This is a genomic window from Pseudomonas sp. D4002 (genome assembly GCF_013385665.1).
Classification (GTDB): domain Bacteria; phylum Pseudomonadota; class Gammaproteobacteria; order Pseudomonadales; family Pseudomonadaceae; genus Aquipseudomonas.
This window is the reverse complement of record NZ_JACAPN010000020.1, coordinates 140,694-159,192: the sequence shown is the minus strand read 5'-3', so window position 1 is coordinate 159,192 and position 18,499 is coordinate 140,694. Positions and strand designations below refer to the sequence as shown.

The 18,499-nt window shown below is 62.6% G+C and carries 9 protein-coding genes and 2 pseudogenes; 4 read left to right on the top strand and 7 right to left on the bottom strand.

Annotated features, from left to right (window positions below; all coding sequences use genetic code 11):
* The first annotated feature begins 8 nt into the window (after nt 1-8).
* The 3 genes from HX824_RS14905 to HX824_RS14895 are packed head-to-tail and all read left to right on the top strand — an operon-like array spanning nt 9 to nt 2,732.
* Nucleotides 9-869 (top strand): MurR/RpiR family transcriptional regulator, encoded by an 861-nt coding sequence (locus HX824_RS14905; protein ID WP_087693435.1) that lies wholly within the window; start codon nt 9-11, stop codon nt 867-869.
* A 1-nt stretch (nt 870) separates the two neighbouring features.
* On the top strand, nt 871-2,334 hold the full coding sequence (locus HX824_RS14900; RefSeq protein ID WP_177054742.1) for an amidohydrolase family protein: 1,464 nt from the start codon (nt 871-873) through the stop codon (nt 2,332-2,334).
* A 29-nt stretch (nt 2,335-2,363) separates the two neighbouring features.
* Nucleotides 2,364-2,732 carry a glyoxalase superfamily protein gene (locus HX824_RS14895; protein ID WP_177021603.1) on the top strand — a complete coding sequence of 123 codons (369 nt, stop codon included), beginning with the start codon at nt 2,364-2,366 and terminating at the stop codon, nt 2,730-2,732.
* A 651-nt stretch (nt 2,733-3,383) separates the two neighbouring features.
* Here HX824_RS14895 and HX824_RS32960 read toward each other — a convergent pair.
* From HX824_RS32960 to HX824_RS14870, 6 genes and pseudogenes are all read right to left on the bottom strand, one after another.
* Nucleotides 3,384-3,980: pseudogene (locus tag HX824_RS32960) on the bottom strand (methyl-accepting chemotaxis protein); the annotation flags it as partial.
* 258 nt (nt 3,981-4,238) lie between these two features.
* Nucleotides 4,239-5,270 (bottom strand): annotated as a pseudogene (locus HX824_RS32955) (methyl-accepting chemotaxis protein); the annotation flags it as partial.
* A gap of 217 nt (nt 5,271-5,487) precedes the next feature.
* Nucleotides 5,488-11,232: a membrane-targeted effector domain-containing toxin gene (locus tag HX824_RS14885; protein ID WP_177054740.1), complete on the bottom strand. Its 5,745-nt coding sequence runs from the start codon at nt 11,230-11,232 to the stop codon at nt 5,488-5,490.
* Nucleotides 11,233-11,296: 64 nt separating this feature from the next.
* Nucleotides 11,297-13,099, bottom strand: coding sequence for a CocE/NonD family hydrolase (locus tag HX824_RS14880; RefSeq protein WP_177054761.1), 1,803 nt, complete (start codon nt 13,097-13,099; stop codon nt 11,297-11,299).
* Between the two features lie 19 nt (nt 13,100-13,118).
* The gene (locus HX824_RS14875; RefSeq protein WP_102604483.1) at nt 13,119-14,558 is read right to left on the bottom strand and encodes a YfcC family protein; all 1,440 of its coding nucleotides are present in this window, start codon (nt 14,556-14,558) and stop codon (nt 13,119-13,121) included.
* A 108-nt stretch (nt 14,559-14,666) separates the two neighbouring features.
* Nucleotides 14,667-15,563, bottom strand: coding sequence for a LysR family transcriptional regulator (locus tag HX824_RS14870; protein WP_003212270.1), 897 nt, complete (start codon nt 15,561-15,563; stop codon nt 14,667-14,669).
* A 172-nt stretch (nt 15,564-15,735) separates the two neighbouring features.
* Here HX824_RS14870 and HX824_RS14865 point away from each other — a divergent pair, with 172 nt between their 5' ends.
* On the top strand, nt 15,736-16,959 hold the full coding sequence (locus HX824_RS14865; RefSeq protein ID WP_177054739.1) for an OprD family porin: 1,224 nt from the start codon (nt 15,736-15,738) through the stop codon (nt 16,957-16,959).
* Between the two features lie 6 nt (nt 16,960-16,965).
* Here the strand turns inward: HX824_RS14865 and HX824_RS14860 are convergent, their stop codons facing one another.
* Nucleotides 16,966-18,423 carry a glycosyltransferase family 39 protein gene (locus HX824_RS14860; protein WP_177054738.1) on the bottom strand — a complete coding sequence of 486 codons (1,458 nt, stop codon included), beginning with the start codon at nt 18,421-18,423 and terminating at the stop codon, nt 16,966-16,968.
* Nucleotides 18,424-18,499 lie beyond the last annotated feature (76 nt).

Below are 18,499 nucleotides of genomic sequence, written 5' to 3'. Positions count from 1 at the left end.
CCGAACCGATGGACATCCTCTACCAGATCCGCGCCCGCCAGGATTCCTTCAGCGCCGGCGAAGGGCGTATCGCCAGGCTGATGCTCGATGATGTCGGCTTTGCAGCGTCCGCCAGCCTGGAAGAATTGTCCCAACGGGCCGAGGTCAGCACCGCCACCTTGTCGCGTTTTGCCCGCAGCGTCGGCTGCCGCGACCTGCGTGACCTGCGCCTGCAACTGGCCCAGGCCAGCGGTGTCGGCAGCCGTTTCCTCGACCCGGCGGGCCTGCCGGAGCAGTCGGCGTTTCACCGGCAGATTCTCAGCGATATCGAGGCGACGTTGCGCCGGCACCTGTCCGGTTTCAACCAGCGCAGTTTTGTCGACGCCGTGAGCCTGCTGGGCAATGCGCGGATGATCCACGCGTTCGGCATGGGCGGTCCGTCGAGCCTGTGCAGCGACGAGTTGCAAGTGCGCCTGGTGCGCCTGGGCTACTCGATCAACGCCTGCCACGACCCGGTGATGATGCGCGTGACCGCCGCCACCCTGGGCCCGGAGCATGCGCTGATCGTCTGCTCGCTGACCGGCATCACCCCGGAGGTATTGGGCGTGGTGGCGCTGGCACGCAACTACGGCGCAAAAATCATCGCCATCACCCTGCCGGATTCACCGCTGGCGCAGTTGGCCGACGTGCTGCTGCCGCTGCAACCGGCCGAAACCAGTTTTATCTACAAGCCAACGGCGGCGCGCTACGGAATGCTGTTGGCCATCGATGTGCTCGCTACCGAGCTGGCCTTGGCCATGCCGGACGACAACCAGGAACGCCTGCGACGGATCAAGCTGGCCCTGGACGATTATCGCGGCGGCCCTGACAGCCTGCCGCTTGGAGATTGAGATGAAGTACCACACGCTGATCCGCCAGGCGCTGATCATTGATGGCAGCAACACCCCCGGCTATGTCGCCGATGTGGCAGTGCACGAGGGCCGTATCGAGAAGATCGGCGACCTGTCCCGGGACAGCGCCGAGCATGAAATCGAGGCTGCCGGGCGCGTATTGGCGCCGGGGTTTATCGACGTGCACACCCACGACGACACGGTGGTGATCCGTCACCCGCAGATGCTGCCCAAGCTGAGCCAGGGCGTGACCACGGTGATTGTCGGCAACTGCGGCATCAGCGCCTCGCCGGTGAGCTTGCAGGCTGATCCGCCGGACCCGATGAACCTGCTGGGCACCGCCGAGGCCTTTGCCTACCCACGGTTCAGCGATTACCGGGCGGCGGTGGAAAACGCCCACCCGGCCGTCAATGTGGCGGCGCTGATCGGCCACACCGCGCTGCGCAGCAACCATATGGACGACCTGCACCGTACCGCCACGCCGGGTGAAATCACCGCGATGCGCGTGCAGTTGCAGGAGAGTCTGGCGGACGGTGCCCTGGGTTTATCCACCGGGCTTGCGTACGCGAGCGCCTTCAACGCCGAGACCGATGAAGTGCTGCAGTTGAGTGAAGAACTGACGGCGTATGGCGCGGTGTACACCACCCATTTGCGCAGCGAATTCGAACCGGTGCTGGAGGCGATGGACGAGGCTTTTCTGATCGGCCGGCATGCCAAGGCGCCGGTGATCATTTCCCACCTCAAGTGCGCGGGCGCCGGTAACTGGGGGCGCAGTCCGCAGTTGTTGGCCTCGCTGGAGCACGCGGCGAAGACCCATCCGGTGGGCTGCGATTGCTACCCGTATGCGGCCAGCTCTTCGACCCTGGACCTCAAGCAAGTCACCGATGCCTTTCGCATCACCATCACCTGGTCTACGCCGCATCCGGAAATGGGCGGGCGGGATCTGCAGGATATCGCCGCCGAGTGGGCGGTGCCGCTGATGGACGCCGCCCGCCGCCTGCAACCCGCCGGGGCGGTGTATTACGGGATGGACGAGACCGACGTGCAGCGCATCCTGGCGCATCCGCTGTCGATGATTGGCTCGGATGGTTTGCCGGAAGATCCGTTTCCTCATCCACGTCTGTGGGGCGCGTTTCCCCGGGTACTGGGGCATTTCAGCCGGGACCTTGGCTTGTTCCCGCTGCACACCGCCGTGCACAAGATGACCGGACTGTCGGCGGCGCGCTTTGGCCTGGCCGGGCGCGGTGAGATCCGTGAAGGGCATTGGGCCGACCTGGTGCTGTTTGATCCGTTGCGGGTGCGGGATGTGGCGGACTTCAAAGAGCCGCAGCGCGCGGCGGAAGGGATTGACGGTGTGTGGGTCAACGGCGTGCTCAGCTACAGCGACGGGCAGGCCAACGGGCAGCGTCCCGGACGATTCCTGGCGCGCAGCGGGGATTTGCGAAAGGGTTTTGCCACTCTATAGTGGCGGCTCTCAAACACGGAGCAATCGCCATGCACTTAGGAAAAGTCACCCCCATCTTGCGCAGTTTCGACGAGGCCAAAACGTTGGAGTTCTACGTCGACTTCCTGGGGTTCAAGGTCGATTGGCAGCACCGGTTTGAAGACAACTTTCCGCTGTACCTGCAGGTGTCGCTGGGGGACTGCGTGCTGCACTTGTCCGAGCACCATGGCGATTGCACGCCAGGTGCGGCGGTGCGGATTCAGGCTCAAGGGTTGGAAGCGTACCAGCAACAATTGCTGGCCAGGAATTACCGCAACGCCAAGCCCGGTATTGAAGACACGCCGTGGGGCAGCCGCGAGATGAGCATCAGCGACCCGTCTGGGAACCGGTTGGTGTTTGTTGAAGAAGTCAGCAGCTGAGGCTGCGCGCAAAAATCGCAGGCAATAAAAAACCGCCTTAGTAGGGCGGTTTTTTATTGCAATCCCAGTTCGCGGCTGGGGTTGCGCCTCACCGGAAGCATTGACCTGCTGACCGGATACTACTGTCGGTTCAGGCATCACGCAAGGCCTGGTGACACTCGGTGTTTTCAGTTCTTTGAGATCTACGCTATTTAAGGACGATTGCAAAAACTGGCAATAAATTCTTGGAGCGTTACCGGTGGATTAGTTCTCCCAGGTCACACCTTTGAGCGGGATGTTGGTTAGTATCGCCCCCGTTCTGTGTATGTCGTTTGTAGGTGGGCTGGGTACGCGCGCGAATTTATGGACCGAACGCCACGGGCTAGTAATCCGTGCCGGATTCATGCGGGAGGAACCAAAGCCCGGCCGCCTCACTGGAAGCATTGACCTGCGTCCGAAGGCTCACGTGTTCCGGTAAGTGCGCTGGAGGTAGGCCCAACTGATGGAGGGCCGAGTATGTCCAAGTTTGCACGACGTACGTGGGACCTCGTAGTGAACTCCCTGCGTGTTTATCACGTGTGGAAATTCCTGCGGGACAGCTTTGATGACCGTTAAGGTCTGAGAAGTGGGCCGCCCCGGTTTCGACCGGGGCGGCTTTTTTGTGCCTGGGATTTACACCCGGAAATGGCTGACCATCTGCTGCAACTGCCCGCCCAAACGCGCCAGTTCCACACTCGACTTGGCCGTCTCGTCACTGGCCGCTGCAGTCTGCTCCGACACGTCCCGCACATTCACGATGCTGCGGCTGATCTCTTCCGCCACGGCACTCTGCTGCTCGGCGGCTGCGGCGATCTGCTGGTTCATCGACTGGATATTCGACACCGTACGGGTGATGTTTTCCAGTGACACACCGGCCTTGCGCGTCAGTTCGACGCTGCTGTCGGTGAGGCTGCGGCTGTTGTTCATCACGGCGGCCACTTGCTGGGTGCCGTTCTGCAAACCGGCCACCAGGCCTTCGATTTCTTCGGTGGATTTCTGGGTGCGCTGGGCCAGGCCGCGCACCTCATCGGCGACCACCGCAAAACCGCGACCGGCTTCACCGGCACGCGCTGCTTCGATGGCGGCGTTGAGCGCCAGCAGGTTGGTCTGCTCGGCCACGGCCTTGATCACGTCCATCACGCTGCCGATCTTGTTGCTCTCTTGTTGCAGGTGCGTCATGGCGTCGGTGGAGCGTGCCACTTCAGCTGCCAGGCGTTCGATCTGGGCGATGGCTTCGGCCACCACCTTGTCACCGGCACGGGCTTCACCGTCGGCGGCCGAGGCAGCCTGGGACGCTTGTTCGGCGTTGCGTGCGACTTCCTGCACGGTGGCAGTCATTTCGTGCATGGCGGTGGCCACTTGATCGGTCTCGATCTTCTGGCTGTTGACCCCGGCACTGGTCTGTTCGGTCACGGCCGACAGCTCTTCGGCGGCGCTGGCGATCTGGGTCACGCCGTCACGGATGCCGCTGATCAGTTCACGCAGGGTGGTGCCCATGCGCTGGATGCCTTGCTGCAACACGCCGAGTTCGTCGCGGCGGGTCACCTGGATGTTGTGGCTCAGGTCGCCGGAAGCGATGCGCTCCACCACGGCGAGGGTCTCGCGCAGTGGGCGGGTGATCTGGCGGGTGATGATCACCGCAGCCACGATGCCCACCAGCAAGGCCAGCAATGTGCTGATCAGTTGCAGGCTGCGGGCCTGGGCGCCTTCGGCGTCGCGGCGTTGCAGCTGGATGTCGTACAGCTTGTCGCTGATGGTGACAATGTCGGTGCCCTGGGTGGTCATTTCTGCCCGGGCCGAGACGATGTTGGCGTTGGCCGCCTTGTAGTTCTGCACCGCGCTGCGATAGGCGCCGAGGGCGGTTTCCAGGGCGGTCAGTGCAGGCTGTTGGCTGGCGCCAAACGCTGCGTGCAGGCCTTTCAGACCGTCGATGGCTTTCTCGATCTGCGCGGCGGCGCGGGCTTCAGTCTCGGCGTTGACGTTGCCGGTGTAGCCGCGCACTTCGTAGCGGGCCAACTGGAACTGTTCCTTGGCGCTGGTCACGGCCTCGAACTGGGCAAAGCGCTCGGTGCTCTCGGGCATCTGGCGCACGCTGGCGTCCAGGGCACTGATCTGCGCATTGGCGATGTCAGCCTTGTCGCCCATGACCTGGCGCGCGGCGTTACCGTTGCGGTAGGCCTCGCGCATTTTGTTCAAGGACTGCTGGTAAGCGGTGATGATCGCTTTTTGCTCATTGAGCAGCTTGAGGTTGTCCGGGCTCTTGAAGCTGTCCAGCAGCTTCTGTTGCTGGGCCACAAAACCGTCGAGGTTGGTCTGCACGTTTTGCGCCACGGCTTCGTCGCCGTTGGCCAACATGTATTGCAGGCGCACGATGCGCAGTTTGGTCAGCGAAGCGTTGAGCTGGGTGATGTCGCTCATCCAGTTGCTGCGGTCGATCAGGCCGCCCAGGCTGGTCCAGCCGGTGAGCGCGAGGATCGAGGTGAGGACCAGTACCAGGCCGAAGCCCAGGCCCAGTTTCATGTTGACGCTGATGTTGCCGAACCAACTATTCATCGCATTCCTCCAGGAACAGATTTGCGGGTACATCCGGTTGCTGGAAGTAGCGACCAGCCGATGGGTAGTCAGGAGGTATCGGCAGCCCTGGCGAGAGCTGAAACGGTTTTTTCGTGAGGGCAGGATTTATGGAACGTGAGCGACGAGCGGTCGCACCGCCCTCATGCAGAGGGCGGTGCGAGGATCAGTGGACTTGGCGCATTCTTTTGCTGGTGGTGATGATGTCGATCAACGCTTCCCTGCTGCTGAAACGGCGGTCATCCAGGTTCCAGCGATTGACGAAGTGCCCCCTGGCATCCTGCTGCAACGCGGTGTGGACCAGTACGCCGTCGCGGTTTTTATGGACCATCTCCAACCCGTCGTCCAGGGTGCGCTGAAGCAGGTAGTCGCCTTTGCGCCGCAGGCGTTGTTCGAGGCTGAGGGGTGGTGCGGGCGTGGCAGGTAGCGGCAATGGCGCACCGGCGACTTCGACGTTTTTCTTGAAGTCGTAGCGCACCAGTGGCCATTGCTGCTCGCGCGGCAGCGCCTGGACGCTGGCGGGCTCACGCACAAAGCCGCTGGCCGAGCCGGGAGGCACATCGTCCAGCAGCAGACTGATGCCGTTGTTGAGCTCGGCAATGCCCGGCACGCCGCGATGGGTATTGGCGTGCGTTTCGCCCACCAGTGCGACCCACTTGTGCGGCCCCTGTTGAAGCTGATCGGCGCGGATCACCTGGGTCGCAAAGTAGTTGAACATTGATGTCCTGGAGGCGGGCATGCCGTCCACCCGCAAGCTGGCGACACAGTCGAGTGCGCGGATCCGCACGTTATGCTTCATCGCCACCTGCACCAGGCTGACAAAACCGTAGGGGCTGTCGGCCGGTACGCCGTGGCCTTTGTCCAATGCGTTGAGGTAGCTCCACAGTTCATCTGGCATAAAGCCCAGGCTGTGGACGATATCCAGGTCGGCCTGATGCAGCTCGGTGGTGAGTTGCTCCATGTAGAGGGTTTTTACTTCGCGCTGGCCTTTCAGGTATTCCATGTGCCGGCTGAGGAAGCCTTTGCTCGACGTACCGGCGTGGGCTTCGCCGACTACCAGGCCATCGGCGGTGTCCAGCAGTTGATCGATAAATTTCGCCTCATCCAGGGCCGGGTCGACCGCAGGCAGTGCTCCCCGCGCAGGCGGTGTGTGTTCGGTAAAAAACGCCTGGGCCTGATCCTGAAGTTTTTTGCGGGTCTGGTCGAAGGTGGTTTGCGCTGCGCGACGGCTGCTGGCGGTCTCCCTGTAGGCGGTGGCGAAGAGCGCTTCACGCGTGCCTATCGGCAAGGTGATTTCCTCGCTGATCAGGCCCAGGTGTTCATGGGGCAGGTCAAAGGTGCTGAAGTGGCGCGGCGCCTCAACAGGCAGAGGGCGCGTTGGCCGTAGCGCGTGTGAGCGCTCCACCGAGGGGCCCGGGTGCGGCGCCGGTTGGCGTGCCGTGTGCAACGACAGCTTCAGGTCGCCCTTGGCCAGGGCATCGCCGGGAATGCCGCCGGCCACATCCGCGATGACTCGGGTGGGTTGGTCGAAGGCGTCGTCGACCCGCAGGGCAATGCTCTTTTGCAGGTCGGCCAGGCCCGGCGTGCCGCGATAGGTACTCATGCGTTTTTGATCAACCAACGCTATCCAGCGCTCGCCCGGTTTTTTCGCCTGGTCATCGTTGATGAGGGTGTGGGAGTAAAAGTTGGTCAGCCGGTTGGCGCGAATCGGGGCCGGGCGTGAATCAAACAGGCACAGGGTGTTTTCCAGGTCGTAGGAGCTTGAGGCGTTCAACGGCCGAACCTCAATCCCGTGCTGTTGCGCGGTGTTTACCAGCATCCAGTGGCCGTGCAACCCGTCGGGGTCGCGGTAATTTTCCTTGTCGATGGATTTGAGCTGGCCCTCGGCCCGTTTCGAGAAACCACTGGAAAACCGTGAGTGGGTTTTCAAGTGATGAATGTCGCGCCACAGCGGCTCGATATAGAGAACCGTCACGTTCAGTTCGCGCAGGTACTGCATGTTTTCGATCAGCACCTGTTTAGCCGCGGTGGAAAACGGTGCCTCGCCTACCACCAGGTTGTGCGCGTCATCGATCAGCAGCTTGAGCAAGTCACGCAGGGCAATGTCTGGCGCCGGGTTCAGGGTTTCGGCCCGGGGAACCACGGCGGGCAACCGTGCAAAAAACGCGTCGGCGTCATCCGTCAGGGCCCTGACATTGTCCAGGTGCTGTTTGAGTGCCGGGGCGAGTTGCCGACGCGAGATCCAGATGCTGTGGGTATTGAGGTCTCGATCCAGGTAGGCGATTTGCAGGAACAGCGCCGACCGGTCCTCGGGGGCGATGACAGCCGATACGTCGCGACGAAACTTTTCCGACAATTCATAGGGCTGGCCGAGCCTTTCAGGGCCAGGCATGCCACCGATGACACCGGAGCGCTGCCACTGGCCGTCCACCGTCTGGTTCACCAGCTTGCCGGTGGAGCGCAATTGCCCGCTGGTGTTGTCGTAGCGAAACAACAGGAATCGCCCCAGGCTGTCCGGGGTGTGCGAGGCCCACAGGCTGTCGCCGGCAAACAGCACGGGCTGCATGCCCTGGGGCAATGGGGGTTGCGGTTGCAGTTGCTTGATCAAGCTCATGGCCTGTTGGTCCTTGGTCACCCGGGCAATATGGCGCAACGGCGGACGGGCGAGCTTGACGGGGGCGAACAGCAGGGGCCGCAGGTCGGTCAACAACGTCCCGCCGGCATTGAGCAGCGCACCCAGATAGTGTCCCAGCGCGGCGGCGGTGTCGTTGCGGCTGTAGGCATGCAGGGCGAGCATCGAATCCTTGAACACCAGCAAGCCGCCCAAGGCCAGGCTCAGTGCCGGGAAGGGCGCGGTCAGCACGGCAATGGTGATTTCGCCGATCACGCTGACCAGCTCCATGATCATCTGCAAGCGCCCGGTGGTGGTGCTTTTGACTTCGTCGATACGGTGACGCAGCTTTTTGTCGTAGGTGTGGTAATGCAGGTTCTTGAGCGGCAGTGCGGTGCGAGGCACTTCGTCGAACACCGGCTTGGAATACAGCCCCTTGAGCTGTGCCGGCAGGCCGGCCACCAACGCATGCAACCTCGGCTCGAACGCCGCGCGCTCAACGCTGGCGACCCGGCTGATGTAGTAGGTGTCCATGCCTTCAAGGTTTTTCAGGCGTTCGTTGAATTCCCGTTGCGGCCTGAAGGCGATGCCATCCGGTGCGTGCGGGGTGTAGAGCAGGGGCAGGTCGTTGGCGTGGTGGAACAGGTAGCAGCCATCGATCACTTGCCCGCTGATGTGCAGGGGATAGAGCCGATACCGATTGCGCACGGCATCGCTGTTATCGGCCAGGCTGTCGATGCTTTTTTCCAGCCAGGCCAGGTCGCCTGTTGCCAGGCAGCTTTGCAGGCAGCACTCAAGCGCGGCGACGTGCATGTGCAGTTGGGCAACCTCCAGGGCCATGTTGCGGCGCCATGCATAGTGGGGGCCTTGCGGGTCCAGCAGGGTTTTCTCGACCTCGGCGACATAGCGGTCACCGATCCAGGTGCCTCTGACCGAGTTGCTCACCGTTTGCGCGGTGAGTCGACTCAGGTCGACGCCGGGCGGTCCCTTGAACTGCGCGGTGGTGCTGGCGTCGGGGTTGATAAAGCCCAGGCTGGCGTCGTAGCCGTTGCGGTACAGCGTGGTGTAGCTGACGCGTTCGCGCGGGGTGATCACGCCCACGAGGTTTGGGTCTACCGCCGGGATCGGGTTGCCGAGCAGTTGGTTGAGGGCGGCTTTTGCCGCCTTGTGCAAGTAACTGTCGAAGTCGGGAAACTGTTGTGGGCTACCCGGGCTTGCGGCGTAGGCCTGTGCCGCGCCCAGTGCCTGTTCCTTGAGATCGGCGAGTTTCTGTCGGTCGGCTGCCGATGCCTGGCTCAGCCACTTGGGCATCTGATACAGGTATTCATCGGCCTGCATGGCCAGCGTCGTGGTGCTCATTTCCACCAGGCAGGCCTCGTAGGTGGAGGGCGCGCCGAAACTGATCATCAAATACTCAAGGCTGGCCGGGGTAAAACCCAGGGCGGAAAGCATCGCGCTGTATTTGGGCCGGATCCGGCTGACCAACTGTTCAAGCAGGTAGTCTTTCATGCTGCGCGAACCTGGAGCGGACGCTATCTCCTGGCTCCAGCCGAGGATATGCGCCTGCAATTCCCGCTCGCTGCCAAAGGCCTGGAACTGTTCGGCGCGTGGCGCGTGAGGCGTGCACAGCAGCAAGCGTTTGACCGCGCCCGTTGCATCGGTCTGGCGCAGCACCCACAGGTCCTTGAGCGGAGCCTTGTGCAGGAACAGGCAGCAGGCAGTGAGTGTGGGCGAGGGGCCTTCACTCAGGGTTTGCAGCAGTGCGTAGTCGTCCGCGCTGATATGGTTTTGCAACGATGCACTGTAGGCCAGCGCGTGCAGGCGGCTGTCGAGCATCTGCTGCATGGCTTCCTGTACGGCGGGCAAACTGTGGGCGCGCTTTTGTTCTTCGGCGAAGGTCAGGCTTGGTTGAACCTTGGCCAGCAGGTCGGCGAGGTAAGCCGGGGTGACGTCCTGGAACTCGGGCGGCAATGGCTGCTGGCCGTAGGTCAGTTGGGTGTGCTCGAGAAACTCGGAACCGGCGTGTTCATCGCCACGGTGCAAGCCACGTACCGCCAGTTGCACCAGGTTGTTGTGCTGGTTGTACGAGTTGCCCGACTTAAGGGTGCGCTCAGTGCTGATCTGCAGTTGCTCGGGGATCAGGCCCTGGATATCCAGGTCGTCGTCCAGGTGCTCAAGCAATTGCAGGCGCGCCATGGCCTCCGGCGAGGCCGCCGGGCCGAGCAGCGCCAGCACTTGCAGGCTGAGGTGTTCATAGGTGCGCAGGTGCTCGGCGAGGGTTTTGCGCTGGGCCTCATTGGCGCTGCGGTACCAGTCGGGGGCGGATTCGTGGAGCAGTTTTTCCAGTAACTGCTGCGCGCGCAGTTCCAGGCGCGAGGCCAGGTCCCAAGGCGAGCAGCGCAGCGCCTGGTCCAGTTCGAGGGTCATTCTGGCAACGTCTGTCGGCGCTGGATGGCCGTCCAGGCCAAGGGCAAACGCGATGTCCTGATGTTGTTTGTCCTGCAGGGCGTTGTAGGTGTGTTCGTTCAGCGGGAGGCTGTCGATAGGCTCTGGCACCAGCGGCCAGATACTCGCCGCGCGCAAGTGCTGGTAACGGCGCGGCAAGTGTTGCAGCAGTTCCTGACGCCAGGCCGCCTGCTTCATGCGCTCTTGCAGCGTGCGATCCAGGTGTTTGAGCGAGGTGAAAGCCTCCAGGCCTCTGGACGGGGTGAACAGCAACACATCACCGTCCTCGATTTCCAGGTGGGTGGCCGGTGTCTGGCTACGCGTGAGGACGAACGCCCCGGCGAACTCGATGGTCTGCTGGCGGTAGCGAAACGTCAGGCGATGGATACCCGGGCGCAGCTCGGGGCCGCTGACGATATTCGTCACCAGCAGCTGGTCGGCAGGGCTGAGCAGGCGATCCTTGACCTTCAGCCTGGCCTCGGCCTCCAGCATCGGCTGGTGGCTGTCGAGTATCCAGTTCTTGCGTAGATGGCCGTTGGGCCGCCGTTCGATTTCCAGGGCGGCCAGCTTCTTGTGCAATGCCTGGCTGATGCGCGTGCGGTTCAACCGGCCGGGCTCGCCCTGGATCACCCAGTCGCCGGGGACGGTGTAATGCACCTGTACGTTCTGCAGGCTCCAGCGGCTTTCTTCTGCCAGGGCGGTGTGCAATGCCTGCACCTCCAGCAACTCGGTAGAAGACTGCGCTGCCGGTGCGTGGCCGTTGGGGAAAATCTGTAGACGATGACCGATTTGCAGCAGGTAGCCGTTCAGTTGTTCCGGGGTAAGTGGTGATGTGTTCGGGGGCTGGGCGGGCATGGCCGGTCCTCAGGGAGTCAATGGTCCCTGAGGGTGCGCAGTCTCGGCGTGTGGATGGCGGTAGTTAGTTACTCAAGGCCTCGACCACGGTCAGTATCAGGCGTGACGGGCAATCGGTACTCAGGTGTAGCGTGTTGCGCGCCACCCTGGGATGTTCTGCCTGGCCGGGTGCTTCACCGCTGTTGGGGTTGACGTCAAAGCGCGGGAAGTTGCTGCTGGCGATGTCGAGGCGCAACCGGTGGCCGCGCTGGAACAGATTGCAGGTGGCGAAGGGTTCGATCGCCACCTTGACCCGCTCACCCGGGGTCAGCAGGGTGGGGTGCTCCCAGGTGTTTCGGTAGCGGGCCCGCAGGATGCCGTCGGTGATGTTCATGGCGTAGCCGTCCGGGTAGACGTCGACCAGTTTGGCGGTGAAGTCGGTGTCGGGCGCATCGCTGTCGATCCACAGTTCCACGCGCAGCGGGCCTGCGACGATCAGGTCGTGGCTCAGTGGCTCGGTCTGGAAGCTTAAGACATCGCTGCGCTCGGCCAGGGGGCGCTGGTCGCCACGGGTACCGAAGAAGTCCGCCCGCTCGCGTTGGTCGAAAGCGCCGCCGACAAAAATCGGCGCGCCGGAGGTCAGGGCGCCACCGATGGTCGGCACCGGATCGGCCGGGTCGGCGCAGTAGCTGAGCTGGCCCTCGGTGGTCGGCGGTTCAGGTTGCAGTTGGCGTTGTGCGGTGAGGTGCAGGGTGAGTTGCCGGCTATCCGGTAGCGGCCATTGATGACTGTCGATCCAGTGCCCGCCATGTTGCAAGCGCCCCTGTTGATCGCGCTCACCGGTGCCACCGCCCATCAAGAACACCTTCACCGCCGCGGGGGCGGGCAGCGGCGAACCCTTGAGGGTGCGTTCAAACCAGTCCAGGCGGCAGCTCAGCCAGTCTTTCGCCACCTGCCCGTCGAAAGCCGCTGGTGCACCAAATTGCGCATCGCCACTGTGAGTGATATTGCGATCACCATGCAGCCAGGGGCCCATGATCAACTGATGCTGCGCCGTACTGCCGGCGCAAAACGCCGCGTAGTTGGCGAGGGTCGAACTGACATAGGCGTCGTACCAACTGGACATGAACAGCACCGGGATATCCGGCAGATCGTGGTAATGCCCCTCGGCGTAGATGCCCGGCGCTTGCCAGTACGGGCCGAAGTCGCCCTGGGCCCACTGCTCCAGCAGATAGGCTTCGTACTCCGGCACATGCCGCAGGGGCGATTGCCCGGCGTGCCACGGCATGCGCTTGAACCACTGGTGGATGTCTTCCTGTTCGAGGGCTTCGAGGATCTTCGGATCCGCCAGTGCCGCCGGGCTTTCCTTGGCCTGGCGAAACGCCCAGGTGGCTTGCTTGAGCTCCAGCGCGCCGCCCTGGCGAATCCCGCATTGGTAGGCGTTGGCGAAGCCGCCGCTGTCCAGCACCATGCTGGCGAGGCCCGGCGGATGCAGGCAGGCCATCGCCAGTTGCGTGTGGGCGGCGTAGGACAGGCCCATGCTGCCAATCTTGCCGTTGCACCACGGCTGCTCGACGATCCATGCCAGGGTGTCGCAACCGTCTTCGCCCTCTGCGGTGTATTTGGTGAACACGCCTTCGGAGGCATAGCGCCCGCGGCAATCCTGGAAGATCGCGACAAAGCCCTGGGCCGTGAACCGCGCGGCCATTTGCTCGCGGGAGATGTGCTGGCCGTCGAGCTGGATTTCCGAGCGCGATGGTTTGCTCTTGTCGTACGGGGTGCGCTCGATCACCACCGGAAAAGGGCCTGGACCGTGGGGCAAGTAGATATCGGTGGCCAGGTGGATGCCGTCGCGCATGGCGATCATCTGGTTGTGCAACGTCTGCATGGGGAAAACACTCATGGGGTCAGTACCCGGTGCCTACGGCAATGGCCAACAACACCATCGCCAGCACCGCATAGATCAGAAACAGCGGCAGGATGTAGCGTGCCCACTGGCCCCAGCCGACGTTGGCGGTGGCCAGCAATACCAACAGGCCGCTGGAGGTCGGGGTGATCATGTTGGTCAGGCCGTTGCCCATCAAAAACGCGAACACCGTGGTTTGCGGGCTGACGCCGGAGAGCTGTCCCAGCGGCCCGAAGATCGGCATGGTCACCGCCGCCTGCCCCGAGGTGGACGGGATCAGTACATCCAGGCCCAGTTGTGCGAAGAACATGCCGTAGGCCGAGACCACCGGGCCATGATCGCCCACCAGGTTGGCGAGGCTGTTGACGATGGTGTCGAGCACCTGGCCGGTGCTGAGGATGATTTCCACGGCGGTCGCCAGGCCGATCAACACACCGGCGATCAGCACCTTTTTCATGCCGTCGACAAAGGCGCTGGCGGCGGTGCTGGCACCCAGGCCGGCGATTACGCTGAACGCCACGGTCAGCAGCAGGTAGAACGCCGACAGCTCGTGGTATTTCCACTCCCAGCGGTTCGAGGCGTATACCAGGAAACCGATACCGGCCCCCAGCACGATCAGGTTCAGGAGGTGGCGCAGGGGCAGCGGTTTGCGTTCGAAGGTGATCTGCGCGCTGGCATCAAACCCATGCTTGCGGATACTCCACAGTACGAACGCGATGCCCACCAGCAGGAACGTGCAGTAGGCCAGGACGCGCATGCTCAGGCCGCTGAAAATCGGCAGCCCCACCATCGGCTGCGCCACGGACAGCGCCACCGGGTTGGAGATGGAGGCCAGGTAGCCGATCTTCACCGAGATGGCCACGATGGCCAGGCCGATCAGGTTCGACAGCCCCAAGCGGTTGGCCATGGCCACCATCAACGGCACGATCAGGATGAATTCCTTGGCCAGGCCCATGAAGGTGCTGCCGGCGGAAAACACCAGCATCAGGCTGGGCACCAGCACGTAGATATTGCCCCGGGTCAGCCCCAGCAGGCGTTCAAGACCGGCATCAATCACACCGGCCTTGTTCAACACGCCGAACATCCCACCGATGAACAGCACCATGAAAATCAGCGCGGCGCGTTTTTCGATGCCTTGGGGAATGGCCATGAAGCCCTCGACCAACGATACCGGCCGAGCGACCGTATCGCTGGCCTTGCGCGGTTCGAGGGAGAACAGTTGGCCCAGGGAGTCGTGCTTTTCCAGCACCTGATAGGAGCCCGGAACCACCAGGCCGTTCTGGCGCTGGAACTTGCCCGAGTTCACCGCGTAGGTGAAGGCGACAGCCAGCAGCACGATGCTCAGCAGAATGAGGGCCGGGTTGATCTGCTTGCGCTGCGCGGGTTTTTCCACCGGCGTATCAGTGGGCGAGTGGGTACGGACGATCTGCGGTTCGGTCATGCTGGTTGCCCCGGTGTGCGCTGTTATTGTTGTGTCGGGTGACACTTGTGGAGCGGACACTAGGGCAAAGTTTTAGCGGCGACAACGTTATGCGCGGGCTGGGTTGGGCTATGCGTTTTGTGCGGCCAGGCGGTGCTTGAGGTGCTCGGCAAACGCCGTCACCACCTTGGACCTGGGTTCATCCGCGCGAAACGCCAGGCCGAATGCATAGGGCAATGCCGGTCGAAACGGGCGGACCACAATCGGCAAATGCATGAAGTGGCTGGCCAGCAAACCATTGACGATCGACACCCCCAGCCCTTCGGCGACAAAGCTGCACGCGGCGCCCACCGAGTGCACTTCCACCCGCACCTGTGGCGTCAGGTTGGCTGCGCGAAACACCTGGTTCAACTCCGCCCGCAGGGCCCGTTGCCGGCCCAGCATTACCAGCGGCACGTCCCGCAAGTGTTGCACTTCGATGCAGGCGTGGCGGGTCAGCGGATGGTCAGCGGGCATCACGCACACGCCTTCGGTTTCCAGCACCGGTTCAATCTCGAAGTCGGGAATCTCGGTAGGCAAGCGCACAAAACCGAGGTCGGCGGAACGGTCGAGCACGGCCCGTTCGATCATGTCGTAGGAACCGGTCAGCAGCTCGACCACGATGTCTTCCCGGCCCTTGAGAAACTCGGCGACGATCCGCGGCAGCAGCTCCTGGGTCATGCTGGTGGGCACCCCGACCTTGATCAGGCTCTTGCGCGAACGGCCCACGCGCATCTCATCTGCCAGGCGCTGGATACGCTGCATGCCGTCGACCAGGCCGGCCACTTCGGCGAGCAGTTCTTCAGCCTCCGGGGTCGCCATCAAGCGGCCCTTTTTGCGCAGGAACAACGCGAAACCCAATGCTTCTTCCAACTGGCTCAACAACCGGCTGACCGCGGATTGCGACAGGCCCATGCGGGTCGCCGCACCGATGGTCGAACCGGTGGACATGATCGCCTTGAAGGCTTCGAGCTGCTTGAGATTCACCGTGATTTTCCTGTGGTTTGAGGGCTTTGCGCATAGCCTGATGCGCTTCTCGCATAACGTTGCCGGGCGTTCGAGGAGCCGTTAGTGTCCGCCGCAATGCGAGGCGCCGTCCAGCGTGTCGCAGGCAGCAACTGCCCATAAAAAATCACAATACGGCATTCGGGAGACGGTTATGCGTGAGCTTTTCACGAGGGGAGGAGTGGTGTGCACGGGCTTGCTGGCGAGCCTGTCACCGGCACTGATGGCCCAGGGTTTCTGGGAGGATTCCCACGGCAAATTGACCTTGCGCAATTACTATTTCAACGACGGTTACCGCGACGGCGGCGAGGACCGCAAGGAGTGGGCCCAGGGCTTTTTGCTCAACCTGCAATCGGGTTATACCGAAGGCACGGTGGGTTTTGGCCTGGATGCGTTGGGGCTGTCGGGGATCAGGCTCGACTCCAGCCGCGCCCATGCCGGCACCGGGCTGTTGCCGGTGCACGACGATGGCCGCGCGGCCAGCGAATTCTCAAGCCTGGGCGTGACCGCCAAGATGCGCATCGGTGAAGCCGTGGTGAAAACCGGCACGCTGCTGCCGAAGATTCCAGTGCTGGTGTACAACGATGGCCGGCTGTTGCCACAAACATTCCAGGGCACTCAAGTCGAGTACAGCGGCGTCCGTAACCTGTACGTGCACGCCGGGCATCTGGACAAGTTCAAGCTGCGAAACTCTACCGACAGCGTGGATATTTATCCCCAGGGCTACAGCGGCAAAAAGGGCAGCGACTTTGATTTTGCCGGCGCTACCTACGCCTTCACGCCCAAGCTGAGCGGCACCTGGTACTACGGCGAAATGCGTGAATTCTATCGCCAGCAGTTCTTTGGCCTGGTGCATAAACAGCCAGTGGGTGCCGGCAGCCTGACCAGCGACTTGCGTTACTTCATCAGCAACGAAGCGGGCGAGGCACGCAATGGCAAGGTCGACAGCGACATGTTCAGCGGGTTGTTCACCTACCGGCTAGGGCCGCAGGCGCTGGGCGTGGGTTATCAGAAAGTCACCGGTGATACCGCGTTGCCCTACGCCAGCGTGTCGACGGTGTATTCCTTCAGCAACGCAGGTGTCGGCAAATTCATCCAGGCCGGTGAGCAAACCTGGATGCTGCGCTATGACTACGACTTTGCCGCCGTGCTGCCGGGCCTGAGTTTCATGACCCGCTACTACAAGGGCCAGAACGGTGACTTCAAAGGGCGCGAAGCCCGCGAGTGGGAGTCGGACACCAACCTGCGCTACGTGATCCAGGACAGCATCTTCAAAGGCGTAGGCATCGAGTTGCGCAAGGCCACGTATCGCTCGACCTATGCGAGCGATCGTGACAACTACCGGGTCTACCTCACGTACGACCTGGCGCTGTGGTAACCGGCCCTACTGCTCGACGAAATAGTACGGCTGACGGTTGATCGCCATCTCCTTGACCACCGTCACCGGGACGTTCAGCCGGTCAGTATTGTCCACCAATGCCACGTTGCCGGGCTTGGCGGCGAGGTAACTCTTGAGTTCCTCCGGCGTCTGCAGAATCGTCAAATAGGCCTGCATGTAGAACACCCCGGCGCCGGCGATTCGCTCGTTGGCCTGATACAGCACCACCTCTTTGCCCTGCGCCTGCATCGCCTGGATCTGGTTGATCACCGGCACAAACGACTGGCGCACATCGGCCTTGGGCGCGAACCAGAAAGCCGCAATCAGGTAGCAGGCCACCACCACGGTGAAGAAGCCACCTACCAGACCCCGTCGGTTTTCATAAACGTGTTCGGCAACGTGTGAAACCTGCCCACGACTTTTCAGCCAGCCCAGCAGCACGCCGCCATACTCGGCGGCCAGCACTGCCGCGGCGGGCGTCAAGGCCATCAGGTAAACCGTGCGCTTGCTGGAGGCAAACGTCAGCAGGGTGAACTGCGCTACTAGCCATACGCTGAAAAACAGCCGGTAGCGGTTGCGCACCAGGCTCTTGCGGAAGTGCCACAGCCCCAGGTACACCAGAATATTCCAGGGCAAAAAGGCTTCGGGCAGTTTGACGATGTAGTAATAGAACGGCTCGTAGTGACCGGCTTCGACAAACGAACCGCTGAAGCGCCCGACGCTATTGGTCAGCAGCACTTCACGTACCCCCTGCAACCCGTCGCGCTGGTAGAGGAAACCCAGCCAGATCATCAGCGGCACCAGCGCCAGCAGCGTGAACAGCCCGGGCTTGACCCAATCGCCGAGCTTGAAGCGTTTATCCATCAGGCTGGTACTGGCCAGATAGACGAAGATCACGACGCCCGGCATGGCCAGGCCCAGAACCCCTTTACTCAGCGTGGCGATGACCATCCCCAAGGTGAACAGCAACCAGGTGCCCAGGTTGGAGCGGTCGCGCTCCGATTCTGGGCGGTTGGCCTGATAAAACGCCAGCAGAGCCATGGTGACCCCGAGGGTGAGCAGCGAATCCTCACCGACGCCGCGCACATTGCTCCAGTAACTGGCCATGGTCGCCAGCATCAGGCCCGCGACAAACGCCAGGGTCTTGGGCCGGCCAAACTTGCGCAGCATTCCGTACAGCAGCATCACACTGAACAGCCCGGCAAACGCCGACGCCAGGCGCACTGCCCATGTGGTACCGCCAAACAGGCGAATCGCCCCGGCGTCGAGCCACAGGCTCAGTGGCGGTTTCTCCAGGAACGGTTCACGAAACAATCGCGGCACCACCCAATCGTTATCCAGGTGCATGGCCATGGCGATCCCGGCCACACGGGCCTCGGTCGAGCCTTGCAACTCGTGATTGCCAAGGGCAAAGAAAAACAACAGCGCAGCGAGCAGGAGCAGCAGAGGAGCGGAACGCGTCATGGATTCTGGCTACCGGGGCAGGGGGCCGTTCGGGGGAACAGTCCGGGCGATCGGCGAGTATACGAGGGCGATTCTT

Bases quoted from the DNA above. Each gene is read 5' to 3' on its own strand.
- HX824_RS14875 (WP_102604483.1), bottom strand. From the start codon at position 14,558: ATGACCGAACCGCAGATCGTCCGTACCCACTCGCCCACTGATACGCCG.
- HX824_RS14905 (WP_087693435.1), top strand. From the start codon at position 9: ATGGACATCCTCTACCAGATCCGCGCCCGCCAGGATTCCTTCAGCGCC.
- HX824_RS14860 (WP_177054738.1), bottom strand. From the start codon at position 18,423: ATGACGCGTTCCGCTCCTCTGCTGCTCCTGCTCGCTGCGCTGTTGTTT.
- HX824_RS14885 (WP_177054740.1), bottom strand. From the start codon at position 11,232: ATGCCCGCCCAGCCCCCGAACACATCACCACTTACCCCGGAACAACTG.
- HX824_RS14880 (WP_177054761.1), bottom strand. From the start codon at position 13,099: ATGCAGACGTTGCACAACCAGATGATCGCCATGCGCGACGGCATCCAC.
- HX824_RS14865 (WP_177054739.1), top strand. From the start codon at position 15,736: ATGCGTGAGCTTTTCACGAGGGGAGGAGTGGTGTGCACGGGCTTGCTG.
- HX824_RS14895 (WP_177021603.1), top strand. From the start codon at position 2,364: ATGCACTTAGGAAAAGTCACCCCCATCTTGCGCAGTTTCGACGAGGCC.
- HX824_RS14900 (WP_177054742.1), top strand. From the start codon at position 871: ATGAAGTACCACACGCTGATCCGCCAGGCGCTGATCATTGATGGCAGC.